The 20,429-nt window shown below is 34.6% G+C and carries 22 protein-coding genes and 1 tRNA gene; 16 read left to right on the top strand and 7 right to left on the bottom strand.

Going from position 1 to position 20,429, the window contains the following annotated elements:
* Positions 1 to 10: 10 nt before the first annotated feature.
* From LPC21_RS05645 to LPC21_RS05630, 4 genes are all read left to right on the top strand, one after another.
* Positions 11 to 343 carry a PadR family transcriptional regulator gene (locus tag LPC21_RS05645; protein WP_229316201.1) on the top strand — a complete coding sequence of 111 codons (333 nt, stop codon included), beginning with the start codon at positions 11 to 13 and terminating at the stop codon, positions 341 to 343.
* Positions 344 to 345: 2 nt separating this feature from the next.
* Complete coding sequence (locus tag LPC21_RS05640; protein WP_229316200.1) at positions 346 to 2,070, top strand: PspC domain-containing protein; 1,725 nt, start codon at positions 346 to 348, stop codon at positions 2,068 to 2,070.
* A 2-nt stretch (positions 2,071 to 2,072) separates the two neighbouring features.
* The gene (locus LPC21_RS05635) at positions 2,073 to 2,807 is read left to right on the top strand and encodes a head GIN domain-containing protein (RefSeq protein ID WP_229316199.1); all 735 of its coding nucleotides are present in this window, start codon (positions 2,073 to 2,075) and stop codon (positions 2,805 to 2,807) included.
* 79 nt (positions 2,808 to 2,886) lie between these two features.
* The gene (locus tag LPC21_RS05630; protein WP_229316198.1) at positions 2,887 to 3,735 is read left to right on the top strand and encodes a GIN domain-containing protein; all 849 of its coding nucleotides are present in this window, start codon (positions 2,887 to 2,889) and stop codon (positions 3,733 to 3,735) included.
* A 46-nt stretch (positions 3,736 to 3,781) separates the two neighbouring features.
* On the opposite strand, the gene trxB is transcribed toward LPC21_RS05630, so the two are convergent.
* The gene (gene trxB, locus LPC21_RS05625) at positions 3,782 to 4,732 is read right to left on the bottom strand and encodes a thioredoxin-disulfide reductase (protein WP_229316197.1); all 951 of its coding nucleotides are present in this window, start codon (positions 4,730 to 4,732) and stop codon (positions 3,782 to 3,784) included.
* A 162-nt stretch (positions 4,733 to 4,894) separates the two neighbouring features.
* Here trxB and LPC21_RS05620 point away from each other — a divergent pair.
* The 8 genes from LPC21_RS05620 to LPC21_RS05585 all read left to right on the top strand — a co-directional run bounded on the left by LPC21_RS05620 (position 4,895) and on the right by LPC21_RS05585 (position 10,803).
* Positions 4,895 to 4,969, top strand: a tRNA-Pro gene (locus LPC21_RS05620).
* 208 nt (positions 4,970 to 5,177) lie between these two features.
* Entirely contained in the window at positions 5,178 to 5,945 is a 768-nt protein-coding gene (locus tag LPC21_RS05615; protein ID WP_229316196.1) for a ParA family protein, read from the top strand.
* A gap of 4 nt (positions 5,946 to 5,949) precedes the next feature.
* Positions 5,950 to 6,849: a ParB/RepB/Spo0J family partition protein gene (locus tag LPC21_RS05610; RefSeq protein WP_229316195.1), complete on the top strand. Its 900-nt coding sequence runs from the start codon at positions 5,950 to 5,952 to the stop codon at positions 6,847 to 6,849.
* The gene (locus LPC21_RS05605) at positions 6,849 to 7,409 is read left to right on the top strand and encodes a DUF5683 domain-containing protein (protein WP_420828054.1); all 561 of its coding nucleotides are present in this window, start codon (positions 6,849 to 6,851) and stop codon (positions 7,407 to 7,409) included. The genes LPC21_RS05610 and LPC21_RS05605 overlap by 1 nt, the downstream gene beginning before the upstream one ends.
* Positions 7,410 to 7,451: 42 nt before the next feature.
* Positions 7,452 to 8,153: a 4-hydroxy-tetrahydrodipicolinate reductase gene (dapB, locus tag LPC21_RS05600; RefSeq protein WP_229316193.1), complete on the top strand. Its 702-nt coding sequence runs from the start codon at positions 7,452 to 7,454 to the stop codon at positions 8,151 to 8,153.
* A gap of 44 nt (positions 8,154 to 8,197) precedes the next feature.
* Positions 8,198 to 9,745: a signal peptidase I gene (gene lepB, locus LPC21_RS05595; protein ID WP_229316192.1), complete on the top strand. Its 1,548-nt coding sequence runs from the start codon at positions 8,198 to 8,200 to the stop codon at positions 9,743 to 9,745.
* 48 nt (positions 9,746 to 9,793) lie between these two features.
* Positions 9,794 to 10,156: a four helix bundle protein gene (locus LPC21_RS05590; protein ID WP_229316191.1), complete on the top strand. Its 363-nt coding sequence runs from the start codon at positions 9,794 to 9,796 to the stop codon at positions 10,154 to 10,156.
* 20 nt (positions 10,157 to 10,176) lie between these two features.
* Positions 10,177 to 10,803 carry a WbqC family protein gene (locus LPC21_RS05585; protein WP_229316190.1) on the top strand — a complete coding sequence of 209 codons (627 nt, stop codon included), beginning with the start codon at positions 10,177 to 10,179 and terminating at the stop codon, positions 10,801 to 10,803.
* On the opposite strand, the gene LPC21_RS05580 is transcribed toward LPC21_RS05585, so the two are convergent.
* The 6 genes from LPC21_RS05580 to LPC21_RS05555 form a co-directional block, all read right to left on the bottom strand.
* Entirely contained in the window at positions 10,804 to 11,850 is a 1,047-nt protein-coding gene (locus LPC21_RS05580) for an endonuclease/exonuclease/phosphatase family protein (RefSeq protein WP_229316189.1), read from the bottom strand.
* A 19-nt stretch (positions 11,851 to 11,869) separates the two neighbouring features.
* Positions 11,870 to 12,715: a rhomboid family intramembrane serine protease gene (locus tag LPC21_RS05575; protein WP_229316188.1), complete on the bottom strand. Its 846-nt coding sequence runs from the start codon at positions 12,713 to 12,715 to the stop codon at positions 11,870 to 11,872.
* Between the two features lie 25 nt (positions 12,716 to 12,740).
* On the bottom strand, positions 12,741 to 13,487 hold the full coding sequence (locus LPC21_RS05570; protein WP_229316187.1) for a rhomboid family intramembrane serine protease: 747 nt from the start codon (positions 13,485 to 13,487) through the stop codon (positions 12,741 to 12,743).
* On the bottom strand, positions 13,484 to 15,346 hold the full coding sequence (gene mutL, locus LPC21_RS05565) for a DNA mismatch repair endonuclease MutL (protein ID WP_229316186.1): 1,863 nt from the start codon (positions 15,344 to 15,346) through the stop codon (positions 13,484 to 13,486). Before mutL ends, LPC21_RS05570 begins: the two co-directional genes overlap by 4 nt.
* 158 nt (positions 15,347 to 15,504) lie before the next feature.
* Entirely contained in the window at positions 15,505 to 16,077 is a 573-nt protein-coding gene (ribH, locus tag LPC21_RS05560; RefSeq protein WP_229316185.1) for a 6,7-dimethyl-8-ribityllumazine synthase, read from the bottom strand.
* A 116-nt stretch (positions 16,078 to 16,193) separates the two neighbouring features.
* Complete coding sequence (locus LPC21_RS05555) at positions 16,194 to 16,967, bottom strand: tetratricopeptide repeat protein (RefSeq protein WP_229316184.1); 774 nt, start codon at positions 16,965 to 16,967, stop codon at positions 16,194 to 16,196.
* Positions 16,968 to 17,108: 141 nt separating this feature from the next.
* Here LPC21_RS05555 and recF point away from each other — a divergent pair, with 141 nt between their 5' ends.
* The 4 genes from recF to murB all read left to right on the top strand — a co-directional run bounded on the left by recF (position 17,109) and on the right by murB (position 20,402).
* Positions 17,109 to 18,188, top strand: coding sequence for a DNA replication/repair protein RecF (gene recF / locus LPC21_RS05550; RefSeq protein WP_229318556.1), 1,080 nt, complete (start codon positions 17,109 to 17,111; stop codon positions 18,186 to 18,188).
* Positions 18,189 to 18,253: 65 nt separating this feature from the next.
* A complete protein-coding gene (locus LPC21_RS05545) occupies positions 18,254 to 18,664 on the top strand; it encodes a rhodanese-like domain-containing protein (RefSeq protein WP_229316183.1) in 411 nt (136 codons plus the stop codon).
* 10 nt (positions 18,665 to 18,674) lie between these two features.
* Positions 18,675 to 19,352: a DUF2461 domain-containing protein gene (locus LPC21_RS05540; RefSeq protein ID WP_229316182.1), complete on the top strand. Its 678-nt coding sequence runs from the start codon at positions 18,675 to 18,677 to the stop codon at positions 19,350 to 19,352.
* A gap of 36 nt (positions 19,353 to 19,388) precedes the next feature.
* Positions 19,389 to 20,402 carry a UDP-N-acetylmuramate dehydrogenase gene (gene murB / locus LPC21_RS05535; RefSeq protein WP_229316181.1) on the top strand — a complete coding sequence of 338 codons (1,014 nt, stop codon included), beginning with the start codon at positions 19,389 to 19,391 and terminating at the stop codon, positions 20,400 to 20,402.
* Positions 20,403 to 20,429 lie beyond the last annotated feature (27 nt).

Below are 20,429 nucleotides of genomic sequence, written 5' to 3'. Positions count from 1 at the left end.
TAAACTAATTATGAATATAGAAAACACAAAAGCCCAGATGCGTAAAGGGGTTCTCGAGTTTTGCATTCTCTCGGTTTTAAAAGAGAAATATGCCTACACTTCCGAGATTTTAGACACCTTAAAAAACGCCAAATTATTAGTGGTAGAAGGAACGATTTATCCATTACTAACCCGACTAAAAAATGATGGTTTATTAGACTATCGTTGGGAAGAATCGACTTCTGGTCCACCAAGAAAATATTATGGTTTGACCGAAGACGGACAGACATTTTTAACTGAATTGAACGGCACTTGGATGGAATTATCGAATGCCGTAAACTTAATCACCAATCAAAACGAATAGTCATGAATAAAACTGTAACCATAAATTTAGGCGGAATTGTATTCCATATTGACGAAGATGCGTACCAAAAATTATCGCGTTATTTTGACGCCATCAAACGTTCTTTGAACAACTCATCAGGACAAGAGGAGATTATCAAAGACATTGAAATGCGCATTTCGGAATTGCTTAGCGAAAAACTACTTTCAGACAAACACGTGATTGGTTTGAAAGAAATCGACGAAGTTATTGCCGTAATGGGCCAACCTGAAGACTATATTATTGAAGACGATTCAAAAGTAGAATCCAATTATCAGGCTTACAAAAAATCCAAAAAATTATACCGTGATAAAGACAAAGGTATGATTGGTGGTGTAGCGGCTGGTTTAAGTCACTATTTGGGAATTGATGTAGTTTGGATTCGTGTAATTTTATTACTGTTTTTCTTTGGTTTTGGAACAGGAATTTTAGCTTATATCATTTTATGGATAGCTACTCCTGAAGCAGTAACTACCTCAGAAAAATTGGAGATGACTGGTGAACCCGTAACTATTTCTAGCATTGAGAAAAAAGTGCGTGAGGAATTTGATTCGGTTTCTGAGAAATTTAAAAATGTAGATTACGACAAATATGGCAATCAAATCAAAACGGGTGCTGAAAAATTTGGTAATTCGTTAAGCGAAATCATCAGTAACATTTTCAAAGTTTTTGCGAAATTTTTAGGCGTAATTTTAATTATAACAGGCGTTACCGTTTTATTCTTTTTGTTCGTTGGAATTTTCACATTAGGAACAGGTGCTTTCATTGAATTCCCTTGGACTGAATTTGCCAATGCAGGTAACTTTACTGACTATCCAATTTGGGTATTTGGATTGTTAATGTTTTTGGGAGTTGGAATTCCATTCTTTTTCTTGACACTTTTAGGATTTAGATTATTATCGCCTAGTATGAAATCTATTGGTAGTATTGCTAAATATACACTATTTGCTTTATGGATCCTGGCTATTGCAGCCCTAATTTCAATTGGAATTCAACAAGCTTCAGAAGTGGCTTATGAAGGAAAGACCATTAAAAAAGAAACATTAAACATTCTTCCTACGGACACCTTGCAAATCGAGTTCCGATACAACGAAAATTATACTAATGATCTTGATGATACTGATAATTTCAGATTTGTTCAAGACGCATCAAAAAATGAGGTAATTTATTCCAATAATATTCATTTTGAAATTGAAAAATCAGATGAAAAAGCACCTTACATTCAAATAGAAAGAAGAGCAAGAGGGAAATCGTTTAATGAAGCAAAAAAACGCGCTGAAAAAATTCAATTTGGATACAAATTAGAAGGAAATAAATTAGTATTTGATAATTACCTACTAACTTCGGTAGCAGAAAAATTTCGCGATCAAGAAGTAGCTATATATTTGTACTTACCCGAAGGAATGGTATTCAAAGTGGATAAATCAGCACAACATTACGATCAATCCAATAATGATTTTTTTAATTTACACTATAGCTCAGATGATTACCTTTATAAGGTAAACAGTTTACAAGTAAAATGCTTGAATTGTCCAGAGAATGAAGATGAGTACAATGATGTTGAAACTGGAGTTACTGAAGATATAACGGGTAATGATACCGTAGTAACAACAACAGTTAAAGTAAATGGTGAAGTAGTAACTATCAATCAATCCGCTAAAAAAGGATTAACAATTAATAAAGAAGGTGTAATTATTAAAAAAGAATAATCATGATTAAAATCATCACTTGGATTACCAAAATTATTGTTCTAGTCATAACTGCATTATTTTTTAGTGGGTGTCATTTCGACTACAACAGCAAGAAAGGTAGTGGAAACATTACCACTGAAACCAGAACTATAACTGAAAAATTTACCGGTGTAGATGTAAGCAGCGCTATTGAATTAACTATCGAACAGTCGGATAAAACTGAAATACTAGTTGAAGCGGATGACAACCTTCAAAGTAGCATTATTACTGAAGTAAAGAATGGTAGATTAATCATTTCTAGTGAACCCTACTTAAACATTCGCAATGGAACTAGAAAAGTAAAGGTTACTATGCCCACAATTGAAAATCTGGAGGCGTCGAGTGCTTCCTCTATTCACAGTTTAAACACTATTAAAGGAAATCAAATTTATATTAAAGCATCTAGTGCAGCTCAAATCAATCTCGATCTCGAAATGGAATCTATTAATTGTAAAACGAGTAGTGCCGCTAACTTAAATTTGAAAGGTTTGGCTTTTAAGTTAGACGCGCAAGCATCTAGTGGGAGCTCTAATGATTGCTCAGAAATGTTAACCAATGAAGTAATTGCAGACGCTTCTAGTGGTGCTTCATTGATAGTTCATCCTATTCTTAGCTTACAATCTGAAGCTTCTAGTGGCGGCTCCATCACCTATAAAGTGGCCCCTAAAACACTTCAAAAGAAAACAAGTTCAGGCGGAAGTATCGAATACAATTAATTTCATTCCGTAGATAAATAAGAAAAATCATTCATCACAAGTGAATGATTTTTTTATATTTGTATAAAACCTATTCGCCATGAAACTAAAACTTTTTCTTACCATTATTGTGCTTTGCGTTTTTTCATGTTTACTTCAAGCTCAAAAAACTGAAAAAATTAGAGGTTCAAAATTAGTTACTTCTTCCAGCAAAGAAATTAAATCATTTACTGCGATTGAAGTTGAAGACAATATAGAAATCCATTTAGAAAAAGGAGCAAAAAACCAAATAAATATTGAAGCCGATGATAATTTACATGAAATCATTAGCACGAAAGTTCAAGATAAAATTCTGATCGTTTCAACTACAAAAGAAATTCAAGGATTCAAAAAGCTATCCATAAAAGTTACCTACACCAATGACCTAAATCTGGTTACTGCAAAAGATGAATCGGTAATCAATGCCATTCATGAAATCATTTTAGACACCATCACTTTCAAATCGTTGGATAAATCCAAATTATTTTTGAATGTCAATGCTGGTAACTTCAATTTGCAAGCAGACGACAAATCGAAAATAGAACTCAATCTAAAAAGCGAAACCTCATTTATTGAATTAAGTAAAAATAGCTCGTTAAAAGCTTTAATTAACAGTGCCGAATTGAAATGTGATTTGTACCAAAAAGCAACAGCGACAATTGAAGGTGACTCAGACAACTCGATTATTCGGATTGACAATTTGGCTGAATTAAACGCGAGCAAATTTAATTCTAAAACGTCAGATTTAACCATTGAAGGAAAAGCAAATTGTAGTCTACTTGTAGAAAACAACCTCATCCTAGATGCTAATGATAATACGGAAATAAACGTATATGGAAATCCAAAAATAGAAATTCGTAAGTTTTCAGGAGAAGCTAAATTGCTAAAAAAACTTCCTCTTAAAAAATAAAAAAAGTCCCAATTACGGGACTTTTTTTTATACTATTCTGAAGGAATTAATGTCCTTTAGCGGCCAAATAACGTTCCGCATCCAATGCCGCCATACATCCTGTTCCTGCAGCTGTAATTGCTTGACGATAGACATGATCAGCAGCATCTCCTGCAACAAATACTCCTGCAACATTTGTTTTTGATGTGCCTGGTGTATTGACAATATAACCTGTTTCATCTAAAGAAATATACTCTTTAAAAATAGCGGTATTCGGTTGGTGACCAATAGCTACAAAGAAACCAGTTGCTGGAATTTCAAAAATTTCGTCAGTAGTTTTGTTTTTAGCTTTAACACCCGTTACCACTTGTTCATCTCCCAAGACTTCAACAGTATCGTGATTCATTAAAATGGTAATATTCTCTGTAGCACGTACGCGCTCCTCCATGATTTTAGAAGCTCTAAATTTTTCACTTCGAACTAACATCGTTACTTTTTTACACAATTTAGATAAATAGTGCGCTTCTTCACAAGCTGAATCTCCTGCTCCTACAATCACTACTTCTTGATTTCTATAGAAAAATCCATCACAAACTGCGCAAGCAGAAACCCCACCTCCCATTTTCAAATAATGTTGTTCTGATGGCAAACCTAAATATTTCGCTGTTGCTCCAGTTGAAATAATTACTGTTTCACAATGCAATTCAATAGTATCATTAATCCAAACTTTGTGAATTGACCCGGAAAAATCAACTTTAGTAGCCCATCCATCGCGAATATCAGCACCAAAACGTTGTGCTTGAGCTTGCAATTGCACCATCATTTCTGGTCCTGTTACACCATCTACATATCCTGGGAAATTTTCCACTTCATTAGTAGTGGTAAGTTGTCCACCAGGTTGCATTCCTTGGTACAAAACCGGATTCATATTGGCTCTTGCCGCATAAATTGCAGCGGTATAACCTGCTGGTCCAGAACCTATAATTAGGCATTTTATTTTTTCAATTGTATCTGACATGATTGTATGTATTTGTATATTTTAAAAAGAAAACAAAGGTAGTTTTAAAATAAAAACGGCAAACAAAAAAATATCATTTTTAGCTATTAAAAAATAATCATCGCCTATTTGTAGTTTTGACTTGCTTAAATAAAAATTAATTCTATCTTTGCACTCGCGTTACGGGGTGTAGCGTAGCCCGGTTATCGCGCCTGCTTTGGGAGCAGGAGGCCGCAGGTTCGAATCCTGCCACCCCGACAAAAATCCTTTTTGCTTAGCAAAAGGGATTTTTTATTTTCTGCCAATTGGGTGAATTTTTCAACAGAAAAATTGATATAACCAGCTTGAAATATCCTTTTTAAAGTTGCCAAAGAGCCCCAAATCAAGTAGTAACAAATCTTTACGAAATAGATTTTCAGAAACGATAATTAATTGTATTTTTACGTTTCAAAATTCAAAAAAATAAATGGGTAAAATCATTGCTATTGCCAATCAAAAAGGGGGAGTCGGAAAAACCACTACATCGGTAAATCTTGCTGCATCATTAGGTGTTTTAGAAAAAAAAGTACTGCTAATTGATGCAGACCCTCAAGCCAATGCCTCTTCTGGGTTAGGAATTGATGTGGAAGCAGTTGAAATTGGCACCTACCAAATTTTAGAACATAGCCATTCCCCAAAAGAAGCCATCGTAGGTTGTTCGGCTCCGAATGTCGATATTATCCCAGCTCATATTGATCTAGTTGCCATTGAAATTGAATTGGTTGACAAAGAAAATAGAGAATATATGCTCAAACAAGCATTGCAAAGTGTAAAAGACAATTACGATTTTATCATTATTGATTGTGCTCCCTCTCTTGGGCTTTTAACTTTGAATGCGTTAACTGCGGCTGACTCGGTAATTATCCCGATTCAATGCGAATATTTTGCATTAGAAGGCTTAGGAAAATTATTGAATACCATCAAAAGTATTCAAAGAATTCACAATCCAGAATTAGACATTGAAGGATTATTATTGACCATGTTTGATTCCCGTTTGCGTTTATCCAACCAAGTGGTGGAAGAAGTACAAAAACATTTTAACGATATGGTGTTCGAAACCATTATCCAAAGAAATATCAAGTTAGGCGAAGCGCCGAGTTTTGGCGAAAGCATTATAAATTATGACGCTACAAGTAAAGGAGCTACCAACTACTTGCATTTAGCCCAGGAAGTAATTCAAAAAAACAGCAATTAATTGTATGGCAAAAGCAATAAAAAAACAAGCTTTAGGAAGAGGATTATCGGCCTTATTGAAGGATCCAGAGAACGATATCAAATCAGTACATGACAAGAATGCTGACAAAGTTGTGGGCAACATTATTGAATTGGAAATTGATGCGATTGAAATTAATCCGTTTCAACCTAGAAGTAATTTTAATGAAGAATCATTAAAAGAATTAGCAACCTCTATCAAAGAATTAGGCGTGATTCAGCCTATCACGGTTCGCAAATTAGACTTCAATAAGTACCAATTGATTTCTGGAGAGCGCCGTTTGCGCGCTTCTACTTTAGTTGGTCTAAAAACCGTTCCTGCCTATATCCGCATTGCCAATGATAATGAGTCTTTGGTGATGGCTTTGGTAGAAAATATTCAGCGACACGACTTAGATCCTATAGAAATTGCGCTTTCTTACCAACGTTTGATGGACGAAATTGAATTGACTCAAGAGCAAATGAGTGAACGTGTGGGTAAAAAACGTTCTACAATTGCCAATTACTTGCGTTTGTTAAAACTAGATCCAATCATCCAAACTGGAATTCGAGATGGATTTATCAGTATGGGGCATGGCCGAGCCATTATCAACATTGAAGACCAAGATGTTCAAACGGATATTTACCAAAAAATCGTAAGCCAAAATTTATCTGTTCGTGAAACAGAAGCTTTGGTTAAGAAGTATCAAGAAAGTTTGAAACCAAAATCTGCTGCTACAACTAAATCAACTTCTTTTGAAGTGGCGGCAAGCGAGCAAAATAAATTCACAGACTATTTTGGAACCAAAGTTGACATTCAAGTAGCTGGAAATGGCAAAGGTAAAATCACCATTCCTTTTCACTCTGAAGAAGACTTCAAGCGAATTGTCAAACTAATCAAAGGATAGTGCATAAACGACTTTTCATAGCTCTTTTATTTTTGTTTTTGGGAAACATTTTCGTTTTTGCACAAAGCAAAACAATTCCATCGCAAACGGTAAAAGACAGCTTGAAATCGAATAACATCGACCCTTTAACACCTGCAAAAGCTGCTTTTTATTCTGCAGTTTTACCAGGCTTGGGACAAGCCTACAATAAAAAATATTGGAAAATTCCTTTGGTGTATGGCGCTATTGGAACCAGTTTGTATTTTTACATTACTAGCAATGCTAAATACCAAGACTATCGCGGTGCTTACAAACGAAGATTAGAAGGCTATAGTGATGATAAATTTAGCTATTTAGATACTAACCGACTTATTACTGCACAAAAATTCTACCAACGAAATCGTGACTTAAGCGCATTGTTTGTGGCAGGTTTTTATGCTTTAAATATAATTGATGCCAATGTAGACGCGGCATTGATCCAATTCAATGTCAATGAAAATTTATCATTCCAACCGACCGTTTATCCCGATGCTGTAACATTCAAAGCAAATGTGGGACTAACGCTCAGTTATAATTTTTAGAGATTAGAAATTCATCTCTAAATAACTAAATAATTAAATAAAATGAAAATTGCGCTTTTAGGATACGGAAAAATGGGCAAGGTAATCGAACGAATTGCTTTGGAAAGAAGTCATGAAATTGTCTTGAAAAAAGACGAAAACAACACCTATGAAGGCCTTGAAAAAGCAGATGTAGCAATTGACTTTAGTGTCCCTATGGCAGCGGTAGAAAATATATCTAATTGTTTTCATGCCAATGTTCCTGTAGTTTCAGGAACAACCGGTTGGTTAGAGCATTATGATGAAATTATAGCACTTTGCCAGGAGAAAAAAGGAGGCTTTATTTCAAGTTCCAATTTTAGCCTAGGAGTTAACTTGTTTTTTGAATTGAACGATTATTTGGCTAAGATTATGGCTTCGTACACTTCCTATTCTGTTGACATGGAAGAAATTCATCACACGCAAAAATTAGATGCACCTAGTGGAACTGCTATTTCATTAGCCAAAGGTGTTATTGAAAATAGTCACTATACCAACTGGACATTGGACAAAGCGGCTGATAATGAAATTCATATTGAAGCCTTACGAATTGCAGAAGTTCCTGGAACACATACCGTAACCTACAACTCTGAAGTAGACAGTATCGAAATCAAACATACTGCTCACAACCGAGAAGGTTTTGCTTTGGGTGCCGTCATTGCAGCCGAATGGTTAGCCGGAAAACAGGGAGTTTTCACCATGAAGGACGTATTAAATTTTAAATAATTCATAAAGTTTATCGATAACTTTAGAACTTAAATGACACGATTATGACAGTAGCACAATGGTTTATTTTTTTCTTACTAGTACAAGTAGTTCACTTTATTGGAACATGGAAATTGTATGTAAGCGCAGGTAGAAAAAGTTGGGAAGCCGCTATTCCTGTATACAATGCAATTGTACTTTTAAAAATAATTGGAAGACCAAGTTGGTGGACCATTTTACTTTTTTTGCCTATTATCAATTTAATTATATTTCCTGTAATTTGGGTTGAAACCCTTCGTAGTTTTAGCAAAAACGCCACTGTAGATAAGGTGTTAGGTGTGGCTACTTTCGGTTTGTATATCGCATACATAAGCTATACCCAAAAATTAAACTATACTCTAGACAGAAGTTCTGAACCTGTAAACAAAACTGCAGATACTATAAGTTCATTGCTTTTTGCGATTGTAGTAGCGACTTTTGTTCACACCTATTTCATTCAGCCATTTACTATTCCAACTTCTTCCTTAGAAAAAACGTTATTGGTTGGTGACTTTTTATTTGTAAGCAAAGTCAACTACGGAGCACGAACTCCAATGACTACTGTTGCGCTTCCAATGGTTCATGACACCATTCCATTAACCAAAAAGAAATCCTATTTAACTTGGCCTGAACTACCTTATTTTAGACTACCAGGAGTTCAAAAAGTGGAGCGAAATGATATAGTAGTTTTCAATTGGCCAATCGATACAGTATACAAATTCAGAGATCAATCGGGTTTAAGAGTAGACAAACCCATTGATAAAAAATCCAATTATGTAAAACGTTGTGTTGGAGTTCCTGGCGATCAATTTGAAATCAAAGACGGTATTGTATTCGTAAATGGTAAAGAATTGATTTTACCAGAAAGAGCGAGACCTCAATTTTCTTACAAAGTAGCACTTGACGGAAAAACTCCAATTGATTTTGAGTATCTATTACAAGATATGGACATCACTGATGGTGCAGGTTTTATGGATGCCGAAAAAAGAGATACCTTATTCATAGCTGCCTTAACTGCTGCTAATGCGGAACGATTACAACAAATTCCAGGAATTACAGGAGTGCAAAAAATCATTTCGAAAGAAGTAGAATCTGGGATTTTTCCTCATATCAACAAATGGAACCGCGATAATTTTGGTCCTATCTATATTCCGCAACAAGGAAAAACGGTAGCTTTAAATTTAGAAACTTTACCATTTTATAAAGCCATCATCACTGATTACGAAAAGAACGACTTAAAAGTAACTGGATCAGAGATTCGAATTAATGGAAAAATTGCTACTTCTTACACTTTTCAACAAAATTACTATTGGATGATGGGAGACAATCGTCATAATTCAGAAGATAGTCGCTATTGGGGTTATGTGCCCGAAAATCATATTGTTGGAAAACCAACTTTTATTTGGATGAGCTATGATTCCAATGCTAAAGGATTGAAAAAAATTCGTTGGGAACGTTTGTTCACAACAGTGAGTGGCGAAGGGCAACCGCAATCGTATTTTAAATTTTTCCTATTCGCTTTAGTCGCTTATTTCATTGGAGAATATTTTTGGAAGAAAAAGAAAACAATGTAATTTAAAGTTGTTTGTTCGTTGATTTGATAATTTGGTAATTTGAAAAAAATGTATACTTATTCATTTGAAAAACTTGAAGTTTGGAACGAATCAAAAGAATTTACCAAAACAATCTATACCATAACTTCAACATTTCCTGATCAAGAAAAGTTTGGATTAATTTCCCAATTACGAAGAGCTGCAGTTTCAATTTATTCTAATATAGCGGAAGGCTCTGCAAGAACTACTTATAAAGACAAAGCTCATTTTACTACGATGGCTTTTAGCTCTGCTATTGAAGTAATTAACCAACTTATCTTATGCTTTGAAATGAATTTTATTTCGGAAGAAGTATATTCAAAATTAAGATTGGAATTAGAGAGCATTACTAATAAGTTAAATGGATTACGAAATTATCAAATCAACAAATAACCAAATCAACGAATAACCGAATGAACATTCTTATTCACCCTACTTACTTCCCTTCTATCAGTCATTTTGCGGCTATTGTTCAAGCCGAAAAAGTCACTTTTGAAATGGAAGATAATTTCCAAAAACAAACCAATCGGAATCGGACTTATATCTACAGTCCTAATGGAATTCAACTACTCAATATTCCTGTAAAACATTCGAAAATAGCCCATCAAAAAACAAAAGACATTCAAATTGAAAATGATTTTGATTGGCAAAAACAACACTTCAAATCTTTAGAAGCCGCCTACAGAAGTTCTCCATTTTTTGAATTTTTTGAAGACGATTTACTTCCGGTTTTTGAAAAAAAACATTCCTTTTTAATGGACTTAAATCTAGAAGTATTTGAGTTGATTACACGTTGCCTTCGAATGAAAATTGAGTATACTACAACAACCGAATATGTACATGAAATTAAGGCTAACGAAATAATTGATTTTCGCTATTTGGCCAACGGAAAAAAAGACCAATCTCAATTTGAAAGTTACACCCAAGTGTTTGATGATAAATTTGGTTTCATCAACAATCTTAGTGTATTGGATTTGGTATTCAACGAAGGAAAATTTGCTTTGGATTATTTGAAATCGCAATCCCTAGACATAAAGTAATTACTCAAAAGAAAGTTTAGCCATTATAGGATAATGGTCCGAATTTTCAAAACTCGAAAAGCTTTCGAATTTTTTCACTTTCATTTTTTCATCAGCAAAAATATAATCGATGCGCGCTGGGTAATAGCGAAACTTATAGGTTGCACCAAAACCTTTACCAGCTTCTTCAAAGCTATCTCTTAATTTGCCTTTTATGTTTCGGTATACATAAGAAAACGCACTATTATTCATGTCGCCGCAAATGATTAAAGGATATTGACAATCATTTTTGTGTTCTTTAAACAATTCCGCTTGTTGCTGTTGTTGTTTGAAAGCTTTACTGATTCGGTTAAACAATTTTTGCGATTTGCTTTGATTAATCACATTGATATCATCGTTAATTTCAGTAACATCGGGAGAGATTTTGATGGATTGCAAATGCATATTATAGACACGAATCGTTTCTTTTCCTTTCTTAATATCAGCAAAAATGACATTGTTATTCGAATTAGGAAAAACAATATTTCCTTCATTGATAATAGGAAATTTAGAAAAAATAGCTTGGCCGGTTTTAATTTGGTCACCCGCCATTAAAATATATTTGTGGGGATATACTTTCAAATCGATATCCGCTGAAGTAGAATACTCTTGGATACATAAAATATCTGGATTTTCATCATTGATAAAACTCACAATTTGCAAAGGCACATCGTCTCTATCAATCCATTTAAAAAGATTGAGCAACCGAACATTGTAACTCATGACTGTAAAATCCTTTTCGCTTTCGGGAAATTCTTTGGTAGAAAATTTATAGAATTTATTAATAAAGGTAATTCCCATTAAAAGAACCAAGCCTGATAAAATCATTCGCTTTTTAAATTGGACTCCCCAATAAAAAAAGAACAAAGCATTAAACACAAAAAATAAAGGCATAAACAAGGTCAATACCGATAATAATGGAAATGCTTTCGGTGCTAAAAAAGGTAACAAATACGCACTGAATGTCACTACAGTCAGCACTATATTTAAAAGAAACATCCCTTTGTTAAACCATGAAAGATTTTTCATCTTCGTATTCTATCTAAAATTATTTTCCTGCTTTGAACAGAAATTCTTTTTCTTCTTGGGTCAAACAATCATAACCGGATTGACTAATTTTATCTAAAATTTCATCAATTTGTTGCTGCGTTTTATCTTTTACCACTATTCTTGAACTCGGCTTTGCTAGCGGTTTGGAATAATTTTTATGTACCTTTTTAAAAGGAGTACGTTTTGATTGTTTAAATGGATTATTTAAAATCCGACTCAGATCCATTCCATTTTGAAGCAATTTAATAAAAATAAATCCAAAAAAAGCACCCGCCAAATGCGCAATATGTCCACCAGTATTTTCAATTTTAAACTGCATGAAGTCCAGTACCAAAATTACTGCTGTTAGGTGCCATAATTTAACGTTACCAAAAAACAGTAATCGAACAGTCATTAATGGACGATAAGTCGTTGTAGCCACTAAAATTGCCATTATTGCTCCTGAAGCACCCACCATAGATGAATTCATTTGCAAAAAATAATAACCCACCACAAATGCTACTCCTGAAAATAGTGCACTTAACAAATACAATCCCATAAATTGTTTGGAATTAAAAAAAGTCAAGAAAAGCATACTGGAGAAATGCAAGACCATCATATTAAAAAACAAATGCCCAATTCCATGATGAAAAAAAGCATAGCTAATTAAAGTCCAAGGCATTGTAATAAATACATTTGGATCTGAAGACAATGCGATCCACGATGGAAAATGGAAAACTCCCAACTGAAAGTTATAGAAAAATAGTACTGAAACAAGAAAACACAAAACATTCCAAAAGATAAGCCTAAAGGCTACTCCTCCAAATTGATATTGCATTTTTATATCGTCCAGTATACTACTCATTTGTAAAAATATTACTGATTCTTAACTAGTTCCAACGGTTCGAATTGAACTGATTTTTCTTCCAATACCACATAATTAAGAAACCAAACAAAGCCCCTCCAACATGCGCAAAATGAGCAATACCGCCTCCGCCAAAGATGGATTTACCAGAAACACCTAGATATAAATCAATCAATACCAATCCAGGTACAAAGTATTTGGCTTTAATCGGAATGGGAATAAACATCAAACCTAATTCAGCCTCTGGAAACATGAATGCAAACGCAACAATGATTCCGTAAATCGCTCCCGAAGCACCAACAGCTGTTCCTAAATAGGCGCTAGTGAAATTCTGAAATTCAGTAACGGTTAAAAGCTCTTGCCAACGGGTATCTATTTTACCTTCATTCAACAACTGTAGAATTTCTACCTTCGAAAAACCATTAGAAAGCAGGGTATTTAAACCTTCTTGAAAATGATAATAATTCACTCCGGTATGCACTAAGGCCGAACCCAATCCACACGAAATATAGAAAAACAAAAACTTCTTGCTTCCCCAAAATAATTCTAAAGCCGAACCAAACGAATACAAAGCGAACATATTAAACAAAATATGCATAAATCCGCCGTGCATAAACATATAAGTTATGGGCTGCCAAGCTTTAAAATCTTGGTTTTCAGGAAAAAATAAAGCGAGGTATTTATAGGCAGGACCCGATACTAAAAGGGTACCAATAAAAAATAAAATATTAATAATGATTAACTGTTTAACCGTCTCTGTTACATTTCTCATAGGGCAAATTTTTTATCTATATCTTCCACACGCATCGTGATAAAAGTGGGTTTTTGAAATGGGGAAACATTAGGCTCCTTACAAGCAAACAGGCCATTAACCAAATTTTCTTGTTCTTTTTCGGTCAAATAACTTCCGGTTTTAACCGCCAAACTTTTCGCCATCGATTTGGCTATCGTATCGTTTTGACTGAAACTACTTTCCGGAATACCATCTTCCAAATCAGATAGCAATTGTTCCAAAACTAAAGCAACTTCACTTTCGGTGATATTGACTGGAATTCCAGAAATAACAATATGGTCGGCTTGGGTTTCCTCAAAAACAAATCCTGTATTCATCAAAGACAATTGCAATTCGGCAATCAATTCCAACTCATTATTTGAAAAAGACAAATTCAATGGAAATAACAATTGCTGGCTAGAAGCTTGTTGCACCGTCATACTAACCAAAAATTGTTCGTACAACACGCGTTGATGTGCCCGTTGTTGATCGACAATCACCATCCCTGATTTGATTGGGGACACAATGTATTTTTTATGAATTTGATAGGTTCTATGTACCGTGGGTTCAGCATCTTCTAGATCAAACAAAGAAGCGGTGACTTCTTCATTTTCAAAGCTAAAATTGCTAGCTGCCGAAAAGGTTTCTGTTTCTTGTTTTAAACCCACATACAATCCTTCCCAACTCGAAGCAATTGCGGTTTTTTTATAATTAGAACTTGAACCCGAATAGGATTTTGTTGCTTTTTCGTCAGCAAAAGGATTGAAATTAGCATCCACTTGAACAGTAGGCATGGCTCCTTCAACATCTTTGTAATGATAAGGCGTATCCAAATTAGCATCGCGATCAAAGTCCAAAATAGGGGCCACATTAAATTGTCCCAAGCTGTGTTTGATAGCGGCTCTTAAAATCGCATACAAAGCTTGTTCATCATCAAACTTAATCTCGGTTTTAGTTGGATGAATATTGATATCAATCGTATGAGGTGGAACAGTCAGAAACAAGAAATAACTTGGTTGAGTCCCATCTTTCAGAATTCCGTCATAGGCTGCCATCACTGCGTGATGCAAATAGCCACTTTTGATGTAGCGATCGTTAACAAAAAAGAATTGCTCTCCCCTATTTTTTTTGGCAAATTCAGGTTTGCTCACAAATCCTTGGATCTCGACAATTTCAGTTTCTTCTTGAACTGGAACTAATTTTTCATTGGTTTTACCCGAAAAAATAGCCACAATTCGCTGTCTGAAATTAGATTGAGGCAAATTGAACATTTCACTTCCATTGTGATAAAAAGTGAAATGAATATTGGGATGTGCCAAGGCAACACGTTGGAACTCGTCAATCACATGACGGTATTCCACAATATCCGATTTCAAGAAATTGCGTCGAGCCGGAATATTATAAAATAGATTTTTAACCGCAAACGAAGTTCCCTTGGGCAAAACTGCCACTTCTTGAGAAATAAATTTACTTCCTTCAATAATAAGATGTGTTCCTAGTTCTTCCTGGTCCTGCTTGGTTTTCATTTCGACATGAGCAATCGCCGCAATAGAGGCTAAGGCTTCACCGCGAAAACCTTTGGTGTGCAAGGAAAATAAATCTTCGGCCTGGCGAATTTTTGAAGTAGCATGGCGCTCAAAACACAAACGCGCATCGGTTACACTCATACCTACTCCATTATCAATCACTTGAATCAAGGACTTACCAGCATCCTTAATGATCAATTTGATGTCTGTTGCTTTGGCATCGACCGCATTTTCCAATAACTCTTTCACCACAGAAGCTGGTCGCTGCACCACTTCTCCAGCGGCAATTTGATTGGCAACATGATCAGGAAGTAATTGAATAATACTCGACATCAAAAAAGTTTTAATTGTTGGGTTTAATTTATGGCCAAACCATAAAGCACAAATTTAGGGAATTTATACTTGGTTTTAAAACATCACTAATTACAAAAAACAGAAAAACCTATACTAGTTAGTTAACAGTATAGGTTTCAAAATGTATTTTGTTTTATCTATTCTTCTATTTGCAATGGCTTACTATCAATTTGCAAAGTAGCATTTACTAATAAGTGCTGATTGTCCATTTGATTAGAAAAGGAAGCTTGCTGACGAATAAAAGCCATTTTGATAGCCGCTATAGCCGCCTCTGTTCCTTTGTTGCCGTGAATACCACCGCTTCTATCAATTGATTGTTGCATGGTATTGTCGGTCAACACACAAAAAATAACAGGAATATCCGTTTGTACATTTAAATCCTTGATTCCTTGAGTTACGCCTTCACAAACGAAATCAAAATGTTTGGTTTGTCCTTGAATTACGCAACCAATTACGATTACCGCATCGACATTTTGAGTTTGCAGCATTTTTTTGGCACCATACACCAATTCAAAACTTCCCGGAACATTCCAACGAATAATCTGTTGCTGAGGAACTTGGTTCTCTATCAAGGTTGTAAACGCACCATTATAAAGCCCTTCGGTAATGGTTTCATTCCACTCGGCCACTACAATTCCAAAACGAAAATTGCGAGCATCTGGAACGCTATTTTTATCGTATTCTGATAAATTTTTATTTTCGGTAGCCATCGTAAATCAAGTTTAAGGTTGTGAGTTAAAGATAAAAAATAAAGGTTAGAAATTACAACTCCTTAGAAAACTAATGGGACTATAATTGCTAACCTAAATTGTAGTTTGGAAATGAACTATTGTGCCAATCCAATCAATACATCAACTGAAGCTGCTTCAGGAGTTGTATCATAATTATCTTTAATATCGGTAAGGTATTTCAAAGCTTCTTCTTTGTTTCCTAATGCCAAAGCTGTTTTACCAGCTTTTAACAAGAAACGTGGCGTTGTAAAATCGTTTTTACTAGCCTCAACCGCTTTGATGTAATTTTCTAAAGCCTCTTTGGGTTGGTTTTTTTGAGCGTAAGCATCGCCTATTGCCCCTTTAGCCAAAGCACTTAATATCATGTCTTTTGATTCAAACTGGCTTAAGAAATCAATAGCTTCAGCATATTTTCCTGTATTCAAGTAAGCAATACCTGCATAATAGTTAGCCAAGTTTCCTGCATCTGTTCCAGCGTATTCTTCAGCAATTTTAATAAAACCAAATTTACCTTCAGAACCATTCAATGACAATTTATACAAAGAGTCACTTGCTACTCCGTCAGTTGCTTTTTGGAAATTTTGTTGAGCCACAAACATTTCATTAGCCGCTTCTTCCTCTTTTGGTGTAGCGATGAATTTCTCATAGGCTAAATACCCAACAGTCACTAAAGCAATAGCAGCAACAAATCCAATGATTACTTTTTGATTTTTAGCAACAAAATCTTCCGTTTTAGAAGCAGTTTCGTCCAATTTTGAAAAAACACCAGCAGTGGTGCTGTCTTTTTCATCAATCAGTACATCTTCTACAACTTCTTTAACTTCTTTTTCTTTCGGGGTTTTATATCCTCTTTTATTATAAGTGGCCATTTCAATTAAATTTAGTGAGTGGCAAAAATAAAATTTTTATTCAAATCTAAAAGGCATTTTATGGATATTTTTCAATAATTTGCGGGCAGTTTGAAAAAGCGCTCTCATAAAGCCCCATTCTTCATTCCAGCAAGACAAAAAATGTATTTAAAAAAGATTTCATTATTCAATTACAAGAACTTTTCGGAGGCCAATTTCGAGTTTGACACCAAAATCAATTGTTTTGTTGGTAAAAACGGAATCGGAAAAACCAATGTACTCGATGCAATCTACCATTTATCCTACGGAAAGAGTTATTTCAATCCGCTTGCTGTCCAAAATATCAAACACGGTGAAGAGTTTTTTGTAATCGATGCTGAACTGGAAAAAGAGAATAGAGCTGAACAAATTGTGTGCAGTCTCAAAAAAGGGCAAAAGAAAATCCTTAAACGCAACGGAAAAGTCTACGATAAATTTTCAGACCATATTGGCTTTGTGCCTTTGGTAATCATTTCACCTGCCGACAGGGATTTAATTATTGAAGGAAGTGAAACACGTCGCAAATTCATGGATAGTGTGATATCACAATTAGATGCACTTTATTTACAACAACTTATTCAATACCAAAAAGTAATTAGTCAGCGCAATGCCTTGTTGAAATACTTTGCTTTAAATCATGTTTTTGACAACGATACTTTATCCATTTACAACGAGCAACTCAACGGTTTTGCGCAATCTATTTTCCAAAAAAGAAAAGAATTTATTCAAGAATTTATTCCTATTTTCAACAAACACCACCAAGCTATTACTGATTCGCAAGAAACGGTTCAACTCGTGTATGAAAGTCATTTATTCGACAATGATTTGGCAACATTATTAGTTGAAAATATCAACAAAGATCGCGCGTTACAATTCACCAGTGTTGGGATTCATAAAGACGATTTATCATTTGAAATTGACTCCTATCCCATCAAGAAATTTGGTTCACAAGGCCAACAAAAATCATTTTTAATTGCGTTAAAGTTGGCACAATTTGAATTTTTGAAAAAACAAAGTGGTGTCAAACCCATTTTACTTTTTGATGATATTTTTGACAAATTAGACGAAAGTCGTGTGGCTAAAATTATAGACATGGTAAACAGCGACACCTTTGGACAACTCTTTATTTCGGATACGCATCCAGAACGTACCGAAACCATTGTTAAATCGACACTTCAGAGCTATAAAATTTTTAATTTATAACGATTATACTTCGATTAAAATTAAAAAAAAGGTACTTTAGCTTATTAATTTTATTAAACCTATAAATGAAATCATTAGCTCCAATATTTTCAGCTTTTCTATTATTTGCTATTGTATCGTGTAACGCCCAATCATCAAAAAACATCAAAATAATAGATCCCGTTGCATTTAAAAATGAAATTACCGCTACACCCAATGCGCAAATTTTGGATGTCAGAACTCCTGAAGAGTTTACAGTAGATCATCTACAAAATGCTGAAAATGTAAATTGGTATAGCCCCGATTTTTCAACTAATACTACCAAATACGACACATCTAAACCAGTTTTTATATATTGTAGAAGTGGTAAAAGAAGTCATTTAGCTGCAGAAAAACTAATCGAACTAGGTTTTACATCCATTATTGAAATGGAGGGCGGCATAATTAATTGGACCACTAAAGGTTTGGCTACAACTGCTGAAAAAAAACAACTCTAAAAAACACACCATGCTTTCTAAAGACAGCCTACAATTTTTAGACGATTTAAAAGCCAATAACAATCGAGATTGGTTTTTAGACAACAAAAAAAGATACAAAACATTCAAAAAAGACTACCAACAATTAGTTGGTCATTTTTTGGATGCTTTGAAACCTTTAGATCCTTCTTTGGAACTATTGGAAATTAAAAATTGTACGTTTAGAATTAATCGCGATATTCGTTTTTCCAAAGACAAAACACCATACAAAACCTACGTTGGAATCTGGATTTCTTCGGGTTCAAAAGGGAATAACCGTTCGGGTTACTATGTTCATATTGAACGAGATAAAAGTTTTATTGCTGGCGGATTCTACTGTCCTGAAGCAGACGATTTGAAAAAAGTTCGCCGAGAAATTGCTTATTTTTATGATGACTTGGAAGCAATTTTACAGGAGAAAAATTTCAAAAAGGAGTTTGGCGATTTTGATCGAAATGAAGCCAGCACTTTAAAAAATCCGCCTCGTGGATATGAAAAAGACCATCCAGCAATAGAGAACTTAAAATTAAAAAGCTTTGAAGCAAGTCATAAATTTGACATTTCAGAAGTATTGAAAGAAGATTTTGTTCTCAAAATGACGCGAAAATTAATTGCTTTAAAACCTTTGAACGATTTTATCAATCGTGCAGTTACCACTGACGAATTTTAATTCTTACTTTTGAACTTTCAAAAAGCAATTTTTTTCATGACGCTACATTCTCATTTTTCTCTAAAAAACTACAACACATTTGGCATTGAAGCCAAAGCGAAACAGTTTACAGCAGTACATTCAGTTGAAGAATTGAAAACTGTTTTAGTAAATAATCCAACAGAGAAGAAATTCATTTTAGGTGGCGGAAGCAACATGCTTTTAACCCAAGACATAGACGCCTTGGTCATTCATATCGATTTGAAAGGCAAAAAAATTATTAAGGAAAATGATGATTTTGTTTGGGTCGAAAGTCAGGCTGGTGAAAATTGGCACGAGTTTGTGCTTTGGACGATAGAACAAAATTTTGGCGGTTTAGAAAACATGTCATTAATACCTGGCAATGTTGGAACGACGCCGGTACAAAATATTGGGGCATATGGTGCAGAAATTAAAGATCATTTTGTTTCCTGTCAAGCCATGGCTATTGCAAACCAAGAGATAAGAACCTTTTCCAACGAAGAATGTCATTTTGGTTATCGAGAAAGTATTTTCAAAAACGAAGTCAAAAACCAATACATCATTACTTCAGTAGTTTTTAAACTAACTAAACGCAACCACAAGATCAATACTTCCTACGGAGATATTCTTGGCGAATTAGAAAAAAATAACATTCAAACTCCAAGTCTAAAAGATGTGAGCAATGCCGTTATTGCGATTCGTCAAAGTAAATTACCCGATCCAAAAGAATTAGGAAACAGCGGTAGTTTCTTCAAAAATCCTATTGTTTTGAAATCGGATTTCGAGAAAATACACCAACAATTTCCTGAAATGAAATACTATGAAGTTTCGGCTACCGAAGTGAAAGTTCCAGCGGGATGGTTAATTGAACAAGCAGGTTTTAAAGGCAAGCGTTTTGGCGATGCTGGAGTTCATAAAAACCAAGCACTCGTATTAGTCAATTATGGAAATGCCACCGGGCAAGAAATTTTGGCCGTATCCAAAAACATTCAGGAGACCGTGTTTGCTACTTTTGGAATTCATATCGAAGCAGAAGTTAATGTAATTTAACTCTATTTTCAGCTTTTTAAATTGCAA

This window comes from Flavobacterium ammoniigenes, from assembly GCF_020886055.1.
Lineage (GTDB): Bacteria > Bacteroidota > Bacteroidia > Flavobacteriales > Flavobacteriaceae > Flavobacterium > Flavobacterium ammoniigenes.
Note: the sequence above shows the minus strand (reverse complement) of the source record. Positions and strands in the feature narration are given on the sequence as shown.